Source organism: Sphingomonas sp. URJC2, from assembly GCF_059803575.1.
This window is the reverse complement of sequence record NZ_JAPFGX010000001.1, coordinates 14,733-31,029: the sequence shown is the minus strand read 5'-3', so window position 1 is coordinate 31,029 and position 16,297 is coordinate 14,733. Positions and strand designations below refer to the sequence as shown.

15 protein-coding genes are annotated in these 16,297 nt (G+C 64.2%); 5 read left to right on the top strand and 10 right to left on the bottom strand.

Translation table 11 applies throughout. The annotated features are described in order from the left end of the window. Positions 1–52 precede the first annotated feature (52 nt). Positions 53–1,339 carry an aminotransferase class V-fold PLP-dependent enzyme gene (locus tag OPU66_RS00140; RefSeq protein ID WP_498551575.1) on the top strand — a complete coding sequence of 429 codons (1,287 nt, stop codon included), beginning with the start codon at positions 53–55 and terminating at the stop codon, positions 1,337–1,339. A 28-nt stretch (positions 1,340–1,367) separates the two neighbouring features. Here OPU66_RS00140 and OPU66_RS00135 read toward each other — a convergent pair whose 3' ends face one another. Then, positions 1,368–1,751: a MerR family transcriptional regulator gene (locus OPU66_RS00135; RefSeq protein WP_498551574.1), complete on the bottom strand. Its 384-nt coding sequence runs from the start codon at positions 1,749–1,751 to the stop codon at positions 1,368–1,370. Between the two features lie 110 nt (positions 1,752–1,861). Between OPU66_RS00135 and OPU66_RS00130 the strand changes: the two genes are divergently transcribed. From OPU66_RS00130 to OPU66_RS00120, 3 genes are read left to right on the top strand one after another with little or no spacing between them, the layout of a single operon-like run. Then, the gene (locus tag OPU66_RS00130; protein WP_498551573.1) at positions 1,862–2,569 is read left to right on the top strand and encodes a MauE/DoxX family redox-associated membrane protein; all 708 of its coding nucleotides are present in this window, start codon (positions 1,862–1,864) and stop codon (positions 2,567–2,569) included. 53 nt (positions 2,570–2,622) lie between these two features. Beyond that, on the top strand, positions 2,623–4,722 hold the full coding sequence (locus OPU66_RS00125) for a multicopper oxidase domain-containing protein (protein ID WP_498551572.1): 2,100 nt from the start codon (positions 2,623–2,625) through the stop codon (positions 4,720–4,722). A 4-nt stretch (positions 4,723–4,726) separates the two neighbouring features. After that, entirely contained in the window at positions 4,727–5,449 is a 723-nt protein-coding gene (locus tag OPU66_RS00120; RefSeq protein ID WP_498551571.1) for a copper resistance protein B, read from the top strand. 134 nt (positions 5,450–5,583) lie between these two features. Here OPU66_RS00120 and OPU66_RS00115 read toward each other — a convergent pair. Continuing rightward, positions 5,584–6,791, bottom strand: a protein-coding gene (locus tag OPU66_RS00115) for an IS3 family transposase (protein WP_498551570.1) whose coding sequence is annotated in 2 segments (ribosomal slippage) — positions 5,584–6,458 and positions 6,458–6,791 — 1,209 coding nt in all. Because the reading frame shifts where the segments join, the coding sequence is not laid out codon by codon here. 79 nt (positions 6,792–6,870) lie between these two features. On the opposite strand from OPU66_RS00115, the gene OPU66_RS00110 reads away from it, so the two are divergent. After that, on the top strand, positions 6,871–7,344 hold the full coding sequence (locus OPU66_RS00110) for a nuclear transport factor 2 family protein (protein ID WP_498551569.1): 474 nt from the start codon (positions 6,871–6,873) through the stop codon (positions 7,342–7,344). A gap of 9 nt (positions 7,345–7,353) precedes the next feature. Here the strand turns inward: OPU66_RS00110 and OPU66_RS00105 are convergent, their stop codons facing one another. From OPU66_RS00105 to OPU66_RS00070, 8 genes are all read right to left on the bottom strand, one after another. Further along, the gene (locus tag OPU66_RS00105) at positions 7,354–7,941 is read right to left on the bottom strand and encodes an RNA polymerase sigma factor (protein WP_498551568.1); all 588 of its coding nucleotides are present in this window, start codon (positions 7,939–7,941) and stop codon (positions 7,354–7,356) included. Beyond that, entirely contained in the window at positions 7,938–8,378 is a 441-nt protein-coding gene (locus OPU66_RS00100; RefSeq protein WP_498551567.1) for a periplasmic heavy metal sensor, read from the bottom strand. Before OPU66_RS00100 ends, OPU66_RS00105 begins: the two co-directional genes overlap by 4 nt. Then, positions 8,378–8,647 (bottom strand): hypothetical protein, encoded by a 270-nt coding sequence (locus tag OPU66_RS00095; protein ID WP_498551566.1) that lies wholly within the window; start codon positions 8,645–8,647, stop codon positions 8,378–8,380. Before OPU66_RS00095 ends, OPU66_RS00100 begins: the two co-directional genes overlap by 1 nt. A gap of 17 nt (positions 8,648–8,664) precedes the next feature. Then, positions 8,665–9,546: a copper homeostasis membrane protein CopD gene (gene copD / locus OPU66_RS00090; protein WP_498551565.1), complete on the bottom strand. Its 882-nt coding sequence runs from the start codon at positions 9,544–9,546 to the stop codon at positions 8,665–8,667. Positions 9,547–9,553: 7 nt separating this feature from the next. Then, on the bottom strand, positions 9,554–9,904 hold the full coding sequence (copC, locus tag OPU66_RS00085) for a copper homeostasis periplasmic binding protein CopC (protein WP_498551564.1): 351 nt from the start codon (positions 9,902–9,904) through the stop codon (positions 9,554–9,556). A gap of 901 nt (positions 9,905–10,805) precedes the next feature. Beyond that, the gene (locus OPU66_RS00080) at positions 10,806–12,167 is read right to left on the bottom strand and encodes an efflux transporter outer membrane subunit (RefSeq protein ID WP_498551563.1); all 1,362 of its coding nucleotides are present in this window, start codon (positions 12,165–12,167) and stop codon (positions 10,806–10,808) included. Further along, positions 12,164–15,250 (bottom strand): efflux RND transporter permease subunit, encoded by a 3,087-nt coding sequence (locus tag OPU66_RS00075; RefSeq protein WP_498551562.1) that lies wholly within the window; start codon positions 15,248–15,250, stop codon positions 12,164–12,166. The genes OPU66_RS00080 and OPU66_RS00075 overlap by 4 nt, the downstream gene beginning before the upstream one ends. Continuing rightward, complete coding sequence (locus OPU66_RS00070; RefSeq protein WP_498551561.1) at positions 15,250–16,209, bottom strand: efflux RND transporter periplasmic adaptor subunit; 960 nt, start codon at positions 16,207–16,209, stop codon at positions 15,250–15,252. The genes OPU66_RS00075 and OPU66_RS00070 overlap by 1 nt, the downstream gene beginning before the upstream one ends. Positions 16,210–16,297 lie beyond the last annotated feature (88 nt).

Sequence of the window (16,297 nt, the reverse complement as noted above, 5' to 3'; positions counted from 1 at the left end):
CGAAAATCACTCAATTGCGAGTGTGGTCAGGGCATAATGCGTATGTGATAGCATGAAGAGCATTTCACGTCGCACTGCCCTGGCGAGCGTCACCGCAAGTTTAGGCGCACTGGATCTTGGCTACCCAGCGCTTGCTGGCCCATCGCCATCCGCTCCCGACGATGAGGCTGCATGGGCACGCATGGCAGCGCAATATCCCATTACTCGGGAAATCGTCCTAATGGAGAACGCCTATTGGGGCAGCATGGCCGCTCCGGTAGCGGCTGTGCATCGCGAGCAAATCGCGCGGTTGAACCGGGATAACAGTTGGTATGCCCGACGAGCCATGATGGCTGACCAGGCACGTGCCAAGGTGCGAGCAGCCGAAGCCATGGGCGTGTTGCCGGAAGAAGTTGGCTGGTGCCGAAATGCGGCCGAGGGACTGACGGCCTTGATCATGCAGTTTCGTGACGTCGGCGCGGGCGATCAGATTCTGTTTGCCGACACCGACTACGAAACCACGCAAGGAGCCATGCAATCCCTGGCAAGGGCGCGCGGTGCCCAAGTGATCAAGATCAATCTGCCAGTCACTATCACGCGAGAAAATCTGGTCGAGACCTACAGGGAGGCCATCGCTGGCGCGCCGCGCCTCAAGCTGGTGCTGTTGACCCACATGAGCCACCGCAATGGCCTGGTGCTGCCGGTGAGCGAGATTGTGCCGCTGGTGAAAGCGCGCGGCGCCCAAGCCATCGTCGACTGTGCGCAAAGCTTTTACCAGATACCGTTCAAGATTCCGGATTTCGGCGCTGATTTTGTCGGAATGAACTTTCACAAGTGGGTCGGCGCGCCGCTTGGTGTGGCGGCGATCTGGATACGCAAAGGTTATGCTGCTGCGATTGCCACAGCGCCGGAACTGCCAAACGCTGCGTCGGACGACGTTCAGGCAAAGGTGCACCAGGGGACAGTCGATTTCGCACCGCAGTTGACCATCCCGGCGGCGCTGGACTTCCAGGCGCTGATTGACCGGCAGGCCAAAATCGATCGGCTTCGGTATCTGCGCAACCGTTGGGTATCGCTGGTGCGTGGGCTGGAAGGCGTGGACATATTGTTGCCTGATGACCCTGCACTTTATGGTGCTACGACATCCTTCCGCCTGCACGGCCAAGGTTCGCCTGAAGCCAACATCAAGCTCACAGACATATTGCTCAACCGCTTTGGCATCATGACGGTCCACCGTGTGGGCCTCGCAGGCGGCACTTGCATCCGGGTCACACCATCATTGTTCACAATGCCGGCAGAGGTTGACCGACTTGCCGCGGCGATCAGGCAGTTGGCGAAGGAAGGGCCGCTGCCGACTTGAAACGCCCCCCCCCGGCACCTCGGCTGGTTCAATTGAAAGCCTCGATGATCGGGCATGGCCCTGCCTCGCCCCGTGCGCAATCCTTCACCAACCGCGCCAGAGCACCCCGAGCAGCCGTGAGCGCAGCGATCTGTTCGTCAAGGCTGTCGATCCGTGCCTGCGACAATTCCCGGATGCGTGTCCGGTCTGTGGCTGAATCAAGCGCCAGCAGCTCGGCGATTTCCGTCAGGCGAAAGCCGGCACGCTGCGCGGCCCTGATGAAGATCAACCGGTCCAGTTCATTCTTGTCATAGTATCGGATGGCTCCAACCGCCGTAGGCACCGGCATCAATCCCTTGCGCTGATAAAACCGCACCGTTTCCACGCCCACATCTGCTGCCGAGGCAAGGCGCGCGATAGTCATCTTCGCCATGGCTTGACTCCGTATCATGGTCCGGAGGCTACATAGAGCAGGCAATCACGCGAATCGAGAGAAATTGCCTTATGGATGCTTCCCTTCCCAGAACCGCAACCCTGGTCCGCATGGCGTTGCCCGATCACACCTGTCCTTATGGCCTCAAGGCACGGCACCTGCTGAAAAGCCACGGCTACACGGTCGAAGACCGACTGCTCACCAGCCGTGAAGAGGTGGACGCCTTCAAGGCCGAACAGGGCGTGATGACCACGCCGCAGATTTTCATTGCTGGCCAGCGGGTGGGTGGCCACGACGATCTCAGGCGCTGGCTCGGCCTCAAGGTGCGCGACCCAAAGGCGCTCACCTATCGCCCTGTGATTGCACTGTTCGGCATGGCTGCTGCCATTGCGGCCGCGCTCAGCATGGCCACGATGGGCAGTGTTTTAACAGGCCACGCCGTGGAATGGTTCGTCGGCATCGCCATGTGTATGCTGGCGTATCTGAAGCTGCGTGACGTTGACAGCTTTGCCACCATGTTCCTGAACTATGATCTTCTGGCACGGCGCTGGGTGCCTTATGGCATCGTTTATGCGTGGGCCGAAGCCTTTGCCGGCGTGCTGATGCTGTCGGGCCAATTGCCCTGGCTGGCAGCCGGCGTAGCGCTGTTCATCGGCGGCATTGGCGCGATCAGCGTGTTCAAGGCCGTTTATATCGACAAGCGCGAACTCAAGTGCGCCTGCGTCGGCGGCGACAGTAACGTGCCGCTGGGCTTTGTTTCCCTGTCGGAAAATCTGATCATGATCGCCATGGCAGCCTGGATGCTGTTTGGCGGATGAGGGTATGACACCCACCGCGCGTAAGGCACTGTAAAATGATTGGAGCCGCCCTGATGAACCGCCCGCTTCGTGCGATGTTGACCGTCTTTGCCACGCTGTTGGCAATGCCCGCGATGGCGGCAACCTATGATCTTGTCGTCGAACAGGCGGCAAAGATGATCGTGCCTGGCCGCAGTGACAAGGTGATCACAATTAACGGCACCGTACCCGGCCCGGTGCTACGCTTCCGCGAAGGCGAAGAGGCAGTGGTGCGTGTCACCAACAAACTGGATGCAACCACCTCCATCCACTGGCATGGCCTGCTGGTCGATGGCGCCTATGACGGGGCGCCGGGCTTCAACGGGTTCAACGGCATAGCGCCGGGCACCACCTACACCTATCGCATTCGCATCCGGCAGAGCGGCACCTACTGGTATCACGCCCACAGCGGCGGCCAGGAACAGGCCGGCCAATACGGTGCGCTGCTGATCGCGCCCAGGGGTGAAGATCCGATCAAGGCCGATGCCGAACATGTGATCCTGCTGTCGGATCACACGCAGCAGGACCCCGGGCGGGTGCTGCGCAACCTGAAATCCGATAGCGGCTATTACAACTGGAATAAGCGCACCCTCCCCGAGACCCTGCGCGACGCCAAGAAGTTCGGGATGAAGGCGACACTGGCCGAACGCAAGGCATGGGGCGACATGCGGATGGACGCCACCGATATCGCCGATGTGTCGGGCTACACTATCCTTGCCAACGGCCAACCCACGGCGGCCAAGCCCAGCCTTGCCTTCACGCCTGGACAGCGTGTGCGGCTGCGCTTCATCAACGGCAGCGCCATGAGCTTCATGGATGTGCGCATCCCCGGCGTCGCCATGACCATTGTTGCCGCCGACGGCCGGCCAGTGCAGCCGGTGCAGGTGGACGAGTTCCGCATCGGTGTTGCCGAAACCTATGACGTGATCGTGGAGCCAAGGGCCGGAGCGCACGCGCTATGGGTGGAGACTCTGGACCGCCGCGCCACTTTGCTGGCTGCTTTGACCAGTGATCCGGCGCTGCCGGTCAGTGCGCCGCCGCAGCGGCCCAAGCAGGTGCTGCTGCTCGCCGAGATGGGTCATAGCATGCCGGCGCCGGGCGAAGTCTGCACGGCCGAGCATGCCGCCATGGGGCATTGCCAGCCGACCGGCGTGACGCTGGCGGCTGCCAAGGGGTCCGCTGGCGCGCCAGACCATACGGCGATGGGGCATGGCGCCCCGAAGGCGCCGGCTGTCAAGCCGGCAAGCGATCCTGACTGCGCGCCCGAACACGCCGCAATGGGCCATTGCACGCCCAAAACACCAGCGGTGAAGCCCATGTCAGATCCCGACTGCCCGCCTGAACATGCCGCTATGGGACACTGCACGCCCAAGGCACCCGCACCCAAGCCGGTAACTGACCCGGACTGTCCTCCCGAGCATGCCGCCATGGGCCATTGCACCCCGAAGGCCGCGCCCCGCGTCGGCACCGCCGTGGCGCTGGTTGAAAAGCCGCAGGGCGGCATGCCGTACCCGGTGGTGGATTATGGCTATGGCCAGGATCCAATGGCCGGCATGGATCACAGCCAGATGAAGGGCATGATGGCCATGCCGGTGCTGGGCAAGGAAGGCGACACCGATGGCTCCGGCCGGGTGTTCGGCTGGGCCACCGGCGCGCCCTATGGCGCCCGCGTCCTGTCGATGCGCGACCTGGTGGCGCTGGAGCCGAAGGCCGACGCCGCGCCGCCAACGCGCGAGATTGTCGTGCGGCTGCAGGGCAATATGGAACGCTATATCTGGACGCTGAACGGCCATAAGTTCGGCGAAGGCCCACCCATCGACGTGAAGTTTGGCGAACGGGTGCGCGTGACCTTCGTGAATGAAACCATGATGGCCCACCCGATGCACCTGCACGGCATGTTCTTCGAAGTGGAAAATGGCCAGGCGCCGGGGCTTTTGCCGGAAAAGAACGTGATCGTGGTGGCGCCGGGCCGCACCCAGTCCATCATCCTCACGGCGAACGAAGCCGGCGAATGGCCACTGCACTGTCACCTTCTCTATCACATGAACAGCGGCATGATGCAGAAACTGGTGGTGGCCAACGTGGCGTCCCCGGATGGCAAGCCCGCACCTGTTCACCAGCACAGCGGACACTGAGCCGATGCGGATGATTGCCTGGTTGGCGGCACTGGCTGCCGCCCCCGCGTTCGCCCAGATGCCGCAGGCCGAGGTCCGCAATCCCGACCATGCACACAACGGCGGCGTCAACAATTTCACGCTGGTGGAAGAAGCCGACGTCACCCGTTTTGACGGCAAATGGGTGGCCAACTGGGAGGCCCAGGGTTGGATCGGCACCGATATGGACAAGTTCTGGTGGCGCACCGAGGGCGAGACCAAGGGACCGCGCCTTGAACAGAGCGAGTTCCAGGCGCTCTACAGCCGCAACATCGCCATGTTCTTCGATGCGCAAGTGGGCCTGCGCCACGATATCGCGCCCGATGCCCGCACCTATGCCGTGGTCGGCGTGCAGGGCCTGGCGCCGCTGTTCTTCGAAACCGAAGCGCACGCCTTTTTCGGCTTCAAGGGCGATGTGCTGTTCCGCCTGCGCCAGTCATTCGACCTCAGGATGACCAACCGGCTGGTGGTGCAGCCTTTGTTTGAAACCGATATATACGCCACCCGCGTGCCGGAACGGCTGATCGCACCGGGTCCTGCGATCATCGAAGCTGGCGTGCTGACACGGTATGAAATCACCCGCCGGGTTGCGCCCTACGTGGCCGTGATGTTCGAACGGCGACTGGGCGAATCCAGCCGATTGGCCCGCGCGGCGGGGGAAAATCCCGGCGGCTGGTCAATCCGCACCGGTGTGCGCTTCTGGCTGTGATCAAAAGCCTTGCCTGTCCTACCAATTTGACCTGGCCGATCGGTGATGGACGGTTCACCGGCGAGACCAAAGCAACGTTTGCAATCAACGGATGGGAGCAGAAATTGATCTGGCCCCCGTTTCACCGGACGGGTTCAAGCGGTTGCAGAAACCAGTGCGCGATGCTCGCGCGGTGAACGCATTTTGAGCCCTGAGTGCGGGTGATTGTCGTTGTAGTCCTCGATCCACCCGGCCAGCGATGTCAACGCGGTGGGTGCATCGGGTAGCGGGGAGACGCGGACGTAATCGCGTTTGAGGGTATGCACGAAGGCCTCCGAGATGCCGTTGGACTGCGGGCTGCGGACGGGGGTGAAGCAGGGCTTGAGGCCGAGCTGCCGGGCAAAGGTGCGGGTTTCGCGGGCGGTATAGGCCGAGCCGTTATCAGAGAGCATCTCGACCGACGTGACCGCACGCATGCCACCGAAGCGGGTTTCTACGGCTTCCAGCATGATGTCGCGCACGTCCGAGCCGCTGATGCCGGCATTGGCGACCGCGCGCCAGGCGATGATCTCGCGGTCATGGGCGTCGATGATGAAGGCGCCGCGCACGACCTCGCCGTTCCAGCAGGTAAACTCGAACCCATCCGAGCACCAGCGCAGGTTCGAGCGGATCGTCACCACGACGCCGTCATGGCCATAGTCGGCCCGCTCGGTGTAGCGTCGCGCTAGCAACAGGCGGTCCGCCGCCATGATCCGATAGACCCTTTTGTGATTGACCGGCGCCAGTCCTTCGGCGCGCCGCTGTCGATTGAGGACCGCCGCGATGCGGCGGTAGCCGTATGTTGGCCGCTGCGCGGCGATCTGGCGGATGCGGAGCAGCAGGTCCGCATCCTGGGCCTTGGCGTACGGCCCGCGCATCCTGGTGCTGCCGGCCAGGCGGTCGTATACCGTCGAGCGACCGACGCCGAGCGTCTTGGCGACCAGGCTCACCGGATAGTCCCCGGCAGCGGCGAGTGCATGAGCAAGCTCGCTTTTTTTGGGCGCGAGCGCTCCAGCGCCTCCTTCAGGATCTCGACCTCCAGCGTCTTGCGGCCGAGCTGGCGCTCCAGTTCGCGGATGCGGGTCTCCATCTCGCGGACCTGCCGGTTGCTGGTCACGTCGTCGTCGCCGGCAACCGCCACGCTCCCGCCCTCCAGCATCAGCCGCCGCCAGCGGTACAGCAGGTTGGGCGCGACACCGTTGCGGCGCGCCACCACCGATATACTCTCGCGACCGTCGAGCGTTTCCTCGACGATCCTCAGCTTCTCAGGCGTACTCCAGTGACGGCGACGACCGCCGTCGGTGATGATCTCGGACACGGACATAAGCCTATGCTCAGGGGATAGCCCCAAGCCTCCTTCTTAGGCTTGAACCCGTCCGGTCGAAATGGGGGCCAGTTCAAAAATGAAGAAATTCACGTCAGCCTTGATCGCTCTGGGATTTGCCGCCTTCAGCCAGCCAGGGTTGGCACAGGGAGCAACCGCTGGTGTGTCCGAAGCAGCTCGTCCGGCTGCTGCAATCGTTGAAGCTTTCCATGCCGCACTTGTCCGCGGTGACGCCGCTGCGGCGCGCGCACTGCTGGCCGATAATGTGCTGATTTTCGAAGCCGGATCGGTTGAGCGCTCGGCCGCTGAATATGGCGGCCATCACATGCCCGGTGACATGGCGTTCGCCAGGGCTGTGCCAAGCATCGTCACAAACCGATCTGGCGACAGCGACGGAAACACGGCCTGGATCGCGAGCGAAGGGCGCACCACCGGCAACTACAAGGGCAAGCCGGTTGATCGACTGTCAACGGAAACCATGGTGCTGGTCCGAATGGGCGATGCCTGGCGTATTCGACACATCCATTGGTCATCCCGCGCCGCCAAAAAGTGAAGCCGCCGGTCAATCCGCACCAGGTGGCGCATGCGCCGCCGATGCCAGATCCGGACACAGCCGCGACAGGTGAGCGCGGGCGCGGGCAATCCTTGTCTCCACGGCCTTGCGGCTGATCCCCAGCACATCGGCGGCTTCGGCATAGCTCAACCCGTCAATGGCCGTAAGCACCAATGGTTCGCACAAGTGGGCGGGAACCTCGGCCAATGCCGCAGCCACACGCTGCACATCGCGTGCCGCTGCAACCTGCTGATCGGCGAGCGGAGCGGGATCAGCTTGCAGTGCTGCGGTGTCCACCGGCAGAAATGCGCGGATGACCCGCCGAACACGTTCCCGCCTGCGCCAGTCCCGCGCCTTGTTGATGGCGATGCGCGTGGCCCACGCCAGAAACGGCCGCTGTGGATCAAGGCGGTCGATTGACCGCCACATCGCCACGAAACTGTCCTGCAGCACCTCGAGCGCAGCGTCCTCGTCGCTGACCAGCCGGCGGATGATACGGAACAGCCGATCCTTGTGGCGCCGCATCAGGCCGGTGAACGCGCGCTCGCTGCCGCCCGCAGCGGCAGCGGCCAGCGCACGTTCGTCAATATCGGTCATTGCACCGGGGCTGTGAGCGATTCTGCGACAATCTTGTCGAACCGGCTGCGCTGGCCGGCATCCAGTTCGCGGCGCATGGCAAACACATGCTCAAGGCTGGCTTTCTGATAGGCACCCATGGCGACATGAATATCGTCCACCGCTGTTGCCACGCCCGGCCCATAGCGTCCCTCGCTGGCCATGGCAGCGGCGAGCCGGCGGTTGGCCGCGCGCATCGCCGCCTCATGCTGCGCCCGTTCACCCGCAAAGTTGCGTTCCAGTTGGTGGATGCGTTGGTCCTGCGTGGCCGTAAGGTTCAGTTCACTGTGCAGACGCTCGTGCAGGGATGGTGCTGCGGCCGCCGTTGGCTGCCACTGCCGGGACAACAGAGCGCCGCCAAGGCCGGCCAACAACGATAGGACGACAATCGCTGCAACACGCAGCCACCGCGCCTGCATCAGCTCGCCACCAGAAGCGTTGACGGCAGCAGGGTCGGGCGCACCGAAAGTGCATCCATATCTGCCACCGCCACACGACCACCTGGCTGCATACCGGTCATCACGCCGACCAGCATGGCGGCAGCCATGGCTGTGGCCGGTATGGGCCAGCTCCAGGCCGGCTCACTGGCGGCGGAAACGCGGTGCCAGAGTTGCGCCTCGATCACCGCCAATCGCGGCGGCGAAGGCTGGCGCGCCAGTTCGCGCAGGGCCTCTTCAATCGATGTCATAGCAACTCTCCCACACCTCAACCCGGATCAGGCGCCAGCAGGCCCAGCCAGGCCACCAATGCCAGGATAAATATGCCGAAGGCCAGTTCCAGCGCCACGCTGCGACTGATCCACTGCACCGCTTGCGCCTGCCCGGCTGCGAGGCCGGGCGCAAGGCGGATGCGGTTGACCGCCGCAAGCCCTAGCATGGCCACAAACACCACCAGCTTGAGCGCCAGCAACCACCCCCACGGCGACTGGAAAGCCGATGCCGGCAGGGGCCATCCGGCAATCATCAAAAGTGCCACGCTACCTGTCAGAGCCAGCGTGGCGACCACCATTGTTCCGACGCCATGAAACCGCATCAGGAAAGCAACCAAGGTACCTCGATCGATCTCCGATGTCTGTGCTCGGGTAGACATCACCAGAAACATTACCAACGCGCCAAGCCAGATTCCGGCAGCCAGTAGGTGCAACGCAGTAGCCAGCAGGTGACCAAGCCCAGCCCGCCCTTCGGTGGCACCGGCATGGCCCTGCCAGGCAAGGCAGACCAACGCCACGCCGGACAACATAAGCGCAATCCGACCGCGACCGGGGCGGATCGCCATCACAGCAATGGTGGCCAGCAGCGCCGCGATCCGGGCACCGAAAGCATTGCCCAATCCCGGCAAAGACAAAATGGTGGCAACCTCTGCCAGCCCCACTTCGGCCAATCCCAAGCCGTGCATCCGTGCGGCAAGTTCAACCAGCCCAATACCGCTGAGCAGCAACGCGAATGCCGCCATGGCGGTAATGACTTGGCGGCCGGCAAGTCGCGTGGGCGCGGGTGAATATTGCCGAAACGCAAGAAGACCAAACATCAGGCTGAGCACCACATAAAGCGCGAAGCGCAGCAACACAGCCAGCGGATCAGTCAGCACGGCAATGTCATCGAACGGTGAAGTGCACGGTTCCGGTGACGCGGTGGGTATCACCCGCAACCCCATACCATTCCACAGTGTAGCTGCCCGAGGTCAGCGGCTTTACCGGCACAATCTTCATGGATTTGCCATCAGGATCGAAGTTCACCGTAATCGAGCTCACTGGCTGGGCATCACCCCGGACCAACTTGGCACCCGACATCTTGCTGAAAAGCTTCTCGGAAAAGGCCAGCTTAATCTCCCCTGGCGCAACCACTGCGTCGCCGTCAGCAGGCGTAGAAGCAAGCAGCTTGGGGTGAGCGGCGGCCGGCATGGCGAAGAAAACCAAGGCCAAGGCAGCAAGGGCGATTCGAACCATTTCTTAGACTCCGTTTGCGAAAAGTGAGCATGCAATCTGGCGTTGGCGCCCATCTGCGTTTGGGTCGCTAGCTGTTACGCAGGCGCTGCTGCGCACCCTCGAACCAGGAGGATAATTTCCAAGTTTTCAGCAGCCGCCACGTCAAGCATGACACGCGTGCAAAGCGAACCCCATCAAACAGAGCCCGAGCAATCAACGCGCGCCCTCTTAAGACCTTCCTATCAACACTGCTGTAGGATCTCACATGTGCAAGCCGTGGCGAAAATTATAGCCGAAACTACGCTGTAGCCGCCTATTGTATCCCTCACTCCCACTCGATCGTTCAGATACACCATAAAACGTTGTTTTGATTTGTTTTATTTTCGTTATTGACGGTCCGGCCCGCCCCAAGGCCCGTCATTTGACCACCCTGTTGAAATTATTGATGAAATCGGCGCGAAAATTTTTTCGCGTTTCCAGCATCTATCGACATCTTTCCTGCCTTTGAAGCCGATCTCGATTGCGAGACCTTCCCCCACGAACAACCAGAAAAGTACCGTCACCAACCTCCTTCGGCAACCGGCCAGGCCCAATCCCTGTTCGTCAGAGGATCGGGAACCAAGTTCATACGCCGGTTCCCAGACGGCCGTCGCCAACCGGGGGTTTGTGGGATCGACTTTCCCGTTCGGGAAATTATCATCACAAATTGCGCTCAGTCGATCTGAGTTTCCCGAGCGGGAAATTCCGTACCTTTGACCTTCAAGCCAGCCTCCTCTTAGGTTGGCGAGAAAATTCTTGTGGCTGAGCGTGATTTCCGCGCGCTCTTGAGGACTGCCAAAGTGCCGACATCCGATCCGCCGACGTTTGCCCCCCAGCTCGCGGAGTCTGACACGCAGGGCGGGACGTCCGGGCCAATGGGCACTCATTTCATGACCGAAGACTCCTCCCATCCTCCGCCAAGGCTTCGGAACAGGAAGACTTGACGCTGCGCGAGCCTGCGGGCGGAGAGGGCAGCCTGGAGTTCGGTATCGAACGCAGTGCGGCGGGTATCGAGCGCAAGTAGCGGATGAGCATCGCCGATGGTCACCCGAGCATCGGCACGGCGAGCAGCGGCGCGCGCGTCGACATTGGCAGCCGCCAGCGACTGATTGGCCCGGCGTTCGGCATCCAGATCCGCCAGGGCGCTTTCCACTTCCCGCAAGGCTCGCAGCCAGGTGGCATCATATTGCGCCAATGCGCCATCCTGATTGGCCTTGGCCAGCGCGATGCGGGCCTTGATGCGAGCGGGGTTGATGAACGACCAGCTGATCAACGGAGTGATGAAGGCGTCGAGTGCGCCAGCGATCAGGCCACCCGACGCGCCTAGGCTGACCCGCGGATACATTTCGGCAGTAGCGACTTTCACGCGGGCACCGGCAGCGGCCAGCCGTCGTTCGGCCTCGCGAATGTCGGGCCGCCTCGCCAGCAGCCCGGCGCCGTCGCCTGCCGGCAGTGCCCCGGCGATGGACGGCGGGCGCTGGCACTGAAATTGCACGGCCTCAGCGGGGGGCAGGCCTTCCAGATTGGCCAACATGTAACGGGCGCGCTGGGCGTCGGCCTCAAACGCCGGCAGGCCAGCTTCCAGCCGGCCCAGCAACTGGCGGGCCTGGGCCAGTTCCAACGGTGACACCTCGCCGGCCTGCAACTGGCGCTGCACCGTTTCCACCTGGCGGCGCTGCAGGTCAATCTGCCGGCTAGCGACACTGGCCAGTTCACCGGCCCAGCAGAGATCGAGATACGCACCCACCGTATCGGCCACAATCGCAAGCCGCACGCCATCACGTGCAGCCGCAGCGGCCTCGGCGTCGGCGCTGGCGGCCGATGACTGGTTGCGCAACCGCCCAAACAGATCGACCTCCCACGCCACCTCCGCTCCCAGTTCGAAGCTGGATTTCGGCACGCCGATGGTACTGGGCTGATTCACGCCGCGCGTCGTTGGGCTGGCACCGCTTTCCAGCGCCACGTCTGGCGTGCGGTTGGCACCGGCTGCCCGCGCATTGGCCCTGGCCGCGTCGAGCGTGGCCACCGCGATGCGCAGATCGCGGTTGGCGGCCAGCGCGCGGGCGACATGATCATTCAGGGCTTCGTCGCCATAGAGCCGCCACCATTGCGAAGCAGCGGCAGCCGCATCAGGGGCGCCAATGAACGAACCGGTGGCGGCGGCTGGCGGCGGCGGGGCCGCATTGGGCGGCGGCTTGGCCACGCACCCCGCCAGCAGCGCCGCTATCAACAGAGCGCGTTTCATGGCTGACGCTCCTTGCCGAACCGCAGGTAGAGCGCGGGCATCCAGAGCAAGTTGAGCATGGTGGAGCTGAACAGCCCGCCCAGGATCACCAGCGCCATTGGATATTCGATCTCGTGGCCCGGCACATTGCCGCGCACCACCAGCGGCAGCAGAGCCAATGCCGCCGTGCCCGCCGTCATCAGGATCGGCACCAGCCGTTCGGCCGCGCCGCGCTGCACCAGCCCCAGCCCGAACGCTTCGCCCTCTTCCCGTTCCAGATGGCGGAAATGACTGAGCAGCATGATGCCGTTGCGCGCCGAGATGCCGAGCACGGTGACAAAGCCGACCAGTGCTCCCATCGACAGCACCCCGCCGCCCAACGCCGCTGCCGCGACGCCGCCGACCAGCGCGAACGGCAGGCTGAGCGCGACCAGCCCGACAATGCGCCCCGACCGGAACTCCAGCCACACTAGGAACAATATGCCGACCAGGCAGGCCAGCGAGAGCAGGCCAAGCTGCTGCCGCGATTCCTTCAGCGCCTGCCATTCGCCGAGGAACTGCGGGTAATAGCCGGCGGGCATGGCCATAGCCTTCACCTTGGCTTCCACCGCCTGCGCCACGCTGGCCAGATCGGCGCCATCGGCGATGTTCATAGTGACATCGATGCGGCGGGAGCCGGCCTCGCGCTTGATCTCATTCGCCGCTGGGACCACCGCCACGCCGGCCAGATCGCCGAGCCGCAGCGTCGATCCGGCCTGGCCGGGGGCCGGTGCCGGCCCAGGCACGATCAGCCGCCGGAGCGCGCCCAGATCGCTGCGCGCTTCCGGCACCGCCCACACGGCCACCTCGAAGCTCTTCTGGTCGCGATAGATTTCGCCCACCCGCGTGCCGCCAATGAGCGTCGCCGCCGTCCGCCGCACATCGCCGGCCGTCACTCCGGCCAAAGCCATCGCGTCGGGACGCGGCGCGATCTGGATCTGCGGGATCAGGCTCTGCTGCTCCACCTTCAGATCCTTGATGCCGTCGGTGCCGTCTAAACCGGCGCGCACCTGTTCGGCGAGGCTGCGCAGTTGCGCCAGATCCGGCCCATAAAGCCGCACCACTACCGTTGCGCCCGCGCCGGTGAGCACTTCCTTGATGCGCTCGCGCAAATAGGTGAGCACGTCACGCTGCAGGCCGGGATAGCCGGCGATGGCGGTTTCGATGCGTTTCACCGTGGCATCATAATCGGCGGTTTCATCCAGGCTGATCCACAGCTCGGTGAAATTGGGGCCATAGACTTCATCGCCCTGCTCGGCCCGGCCGATGTGCGAACCGAAATTGCGCACGCCGGGAATGGCGGTGAGTTCCTTCGAGGCGCGGATGGTGATGCGGTCCATCGCCTCGATCCCGGTGCCGGGCTTTTCAACGAAGTGCATCAGGAAATCGGTTTCGCGGAAGTCCGGCAGGAATTGCTGGCGCAAGAGGCCGATGCCGGCCACCGACAACAGGATGCCGCCGGCTACTGTGGCGATGGCAATGCCGCTGCGAGGCGCCAGTCGCGCCAACAGGCGGATATAATACTGCCGCAGGCCCAACACCCAGCGCGGCTCTGACTGTTCCGCCGCGCCCGGCAGGAGCAACAGGCACATCGCCGGGGTGACGGTGAGCGCCACCAGCAGCGACGCGCCAATGGCCGCGATATAGGCCGTGGCCAGCGGCCGGAAGAAACTGCCCGACACGCCGCCCAAGAAGAACACCGGCAGGAATACCAGCATCACGATGGCGCTAGCGAACACCACGGCGCTGCGCACCTCCAGGCTGGCGGCCAGTACAACGGCAAGCGCCGGACGCGGTGCCGGGCGCTCGGCCTCCAGCCGCAGTCGCCGCCCGATATTTTCCACATCGATGATCGCATCATCGACGATTTCGCCCAGCGCGATCACCAGCCCGGCGATCACCATCGTGTTCATGCCCACGCCAAAGGCCGTCAGCACCAGCACCGCGCCCACCAGCGACAGCGGAATCGCCGTCATGCTGATCAGCGCCGTGCGCCAGTTGCGCGTGAACAGGATCAGCACGGCTGCTACCAGCGCAATGCCGATCCACATTGCCTCGCCCAGATTGGCCAAGGCGCGCTCAATGAAGGTGGCAGGCCGGAAGATGCTGCCATCGACGTTGAGGCCCTTCAGGCCGGGGCGCAGTTCGGCCAGCGCCTTGTCCACCCCGCGTGTCACCTCCAGCGTGTTGGCGCCCAACTGCTTTTCCACGATCAGCAACAGGCCGGGCCGGCCGTTGATGATGGCGTTGCCGATCGGCTGGGCATAGCCTTCGGTCACCTGCGCCACGTCGCCAATCCGCACCGGCGCGCCGCCCACGCTGCGGATGACCGCGCTTGCCAGATCAGCAGCGTTCCTCACACCCACCACCTGGCGCACCGCCAGCCGCTGATTGGGACTGTCCACAAAACCACCGCCGGCGATCACCACGGCATCGCCCGCTGCGCGCTGAACGTCGGCAACGGTCACACCGGCCGCCGCCAGCCGCGCGGGGTCGACCAGCACCTGCAACTGGCGGTCACGCGCGCCCCACATGGCGACGTTGGCGACGCCCGGCACCGCCATCAGGCGCGGCCGGATCGTCCAGCGCGCGGCTTCCGTCATGGTCATCTGATCCATTGTGTCAGACCACAAACCGATCTTCATCGCCCGGCTGGTGGCCGAAAGTGGTGCCAGCATCACCGGCGGCCGCACTGCCGCAGGAAGCCTGGTGGTGACGGTGGCCAGCCGTTCCTGCACCATCTGGCGGGTGCGCATGGGATCGGCGGCGCGGTCCATCACCAACACAACAGATGAAAGCCCCAGCACCGATTTGGATCGCAGCGTGGCCAGCCCCGGCACGCCGTTCACAGCCGTCTCGATCGGCACCGTCACCAGCGCCTCGACATCCTCGGTGGCCAATCCCGGCGCTTCGGTCTGCACCTCGACGATGGGCGGCGCGAACTCCGGGAACACGTCGAATTTGGCGTTCAATGCGGCGCGCACGCCGAAAACGGTCAGCACCAGCGCCAGCGCCAGCACCAGCGCCCGCTGGCGCAGTGACGAACCGATGAGCGCGGCCAGCATCACTTGGTGCCGAATTCGGTGCCGAACAGTTCGGCGGCACCGGTGGTCACCACCTTGGCCCCGGCATCCAGCCCGCGCGCCAGCACGGCCCGGCCTGCCGTGATGCGAGCTACCTCCACGCGGCGCCGTTCATAGCTGCGCGGTGCGGTTTCCACATAAACCCATTCGCCGCCATTGATATCGGTGAGGATCGCCGACGCCGGCACGTCCAGCGCCGTCGCAGCCGAAACCGCGCTCCGATCAGCCAGATCAACCAGCACCCGTTCGCCAACCCTGAAATTCGCGCGCCCTGCTGGCGCATAGTAAAGGTCGACACTGGCCGCCCCCGGCGTCGCGGTGGCCGGCCCGCGCACTGGTCTCGCCATGATGCTGGCCGTGCCGCCAACCGGCCGGATCGACACGGCCGCCGCGCGGTTGACCCGCGCCAGATCTGCTGCCGGCACAGACGCGCGCACCCACAGCGCGCCACCGTCAGCCAGATCGGCAACTGACGCGCCCAGTGCTTGACGCTGGGCGGTGGCGGCGGCCAGCGCGGCCCTGGCAGCAGCCACCTGCTGCGTGGCTTCATCCCGTGCGCGAATACTGCCGGCCTCGGCGTCGACCAGGCTGCTGGCGCGCCTGAGATTGGCTTCGGCCAGTTTCAGATCGGCGCTGCTGCGGGCTACCTCGGCTTCGCGCTGCGCCTGGCTGCCGGCAAGGCCCGCCAGATCGGCACCGGCCGCCACCGGCAGGCCACCGGCGCGCGGCGCAGCGACGATTTCGCCCGGCACAGTGCGCGACATGGCAAGCCCATTCGCCTTGCTCACCACCTGCGTTGCCAGCCCCAGCCGCTGCACGGCCTCGGGCGTCAGGGTCAGCCGCATCAGCTCGGTTTCGTGGCCGATGGCCTCCACCTTGGCCGGCGGCGACGGCTTGTCGGCCGACGTCTGCCCGCAGGCGGCAAGGCCAAGTGCAAACATCAGGGCAAGGCGGGAAGCGTAGGATGGAACCGGCATGCACACCCCCCTAGCAGCCAAGGCTGACGTTACACTGACGGGCTGTGCGCTG

Bases quoted from the DNA above. Each gene is read 5' to 3' on its own strand.
- OPU66_RS00140 (WP_498551575.1), top strand. From the start codon at position 53: ATGAAGAGCATTTCACGTCGCACTGCCCTGGCGAGCGTCACCGCAAGT.
- OPU66_RS00135 (WP_498551574.1), bottom strand. From the start codon at position 1,751: ATGGCGAAGATGACTATCGCGCGCCTTGCCTCGGCAGCAGATGTGGGC.
- OPU66_RS00130 (WP_498551573.1), top strand. From the start codon at position 1,862: ATGGCGTTGCCCGATCACACCTGTCCTTATGGCCTCAAGGCACGGCAC.
- OPU66_RS00125 (WP_498551572.1), top strand. From the start codon at position 2,623: ATGAACCGCCCGCTTCGTGCGATGTTGACCGTCTTTGCCACGCTGTTG.
- OPU66_RS00120 (WP_498551571.1), top strand. From the start codon at position 4,727: ATGCGGATGATTGCCTGGTTGGCGGCACTGGCTGCCGCCCCCGCGTTC.
- OPU66_RS00110 (WP_498551569.1), top strand. From the start codon at position 6,871: ATGAAGAAATTCACGTCAGCCTTGATCGCTCTGGGATTTGCCGCCTTC.
- OPU66_RS00105 (WP_498551568.1), bottom strand. From the start codon at position 7,941: ATGACCGATATTGACGAACGTGCGCTGGCCGCTGCCGCTGCGGGCGGC.
- OPU66_RS00100 (WP_498551567.1), bottom strand. From the start codon at position 8,378: ATGCAGGCGCGGTGGCTGCGTGTTGCAGCGATTGTCGTCCTATCGTTG.
- OPU66_RS00095 (WP_498551566.1), bottom strand. From the start codon at position 8,647: ATGACATCGATTGAAGAGGCCCTGCGCGAACTGGCGCGCCAGCCTTCG.
- copC (WP_498551564.1), bottom strand. From the start codon at position 9,904: ATGGTTCGAATCGCCCTTGCTGCCTTGGCCTTGGTTTTCTTCGCCATG.
- OPU66_RS00080 (WP_498551563.1), bottom strand. From the start codon at position 12,167: ATGAAACGCGCTCTGTTGATAGCGGCGCTGCTGGCGGGGTGCGTGGCC.
- OPU66_RS00075 (WP_498551562.1), bottom strand. From the start codon at position 15,250: ATGCTGGCCGCGCTCATCGGTTCGTCACTGCGCCAGCGGGCGCTGGTG.
- OPU66_RS00070 (WP_498551561.1), bottom strand. From the start codon at position 16,209: ATGTTTGCACTTGGCCTTGCCGCCTGCGGGCAGACGTCGGCCGACAAG.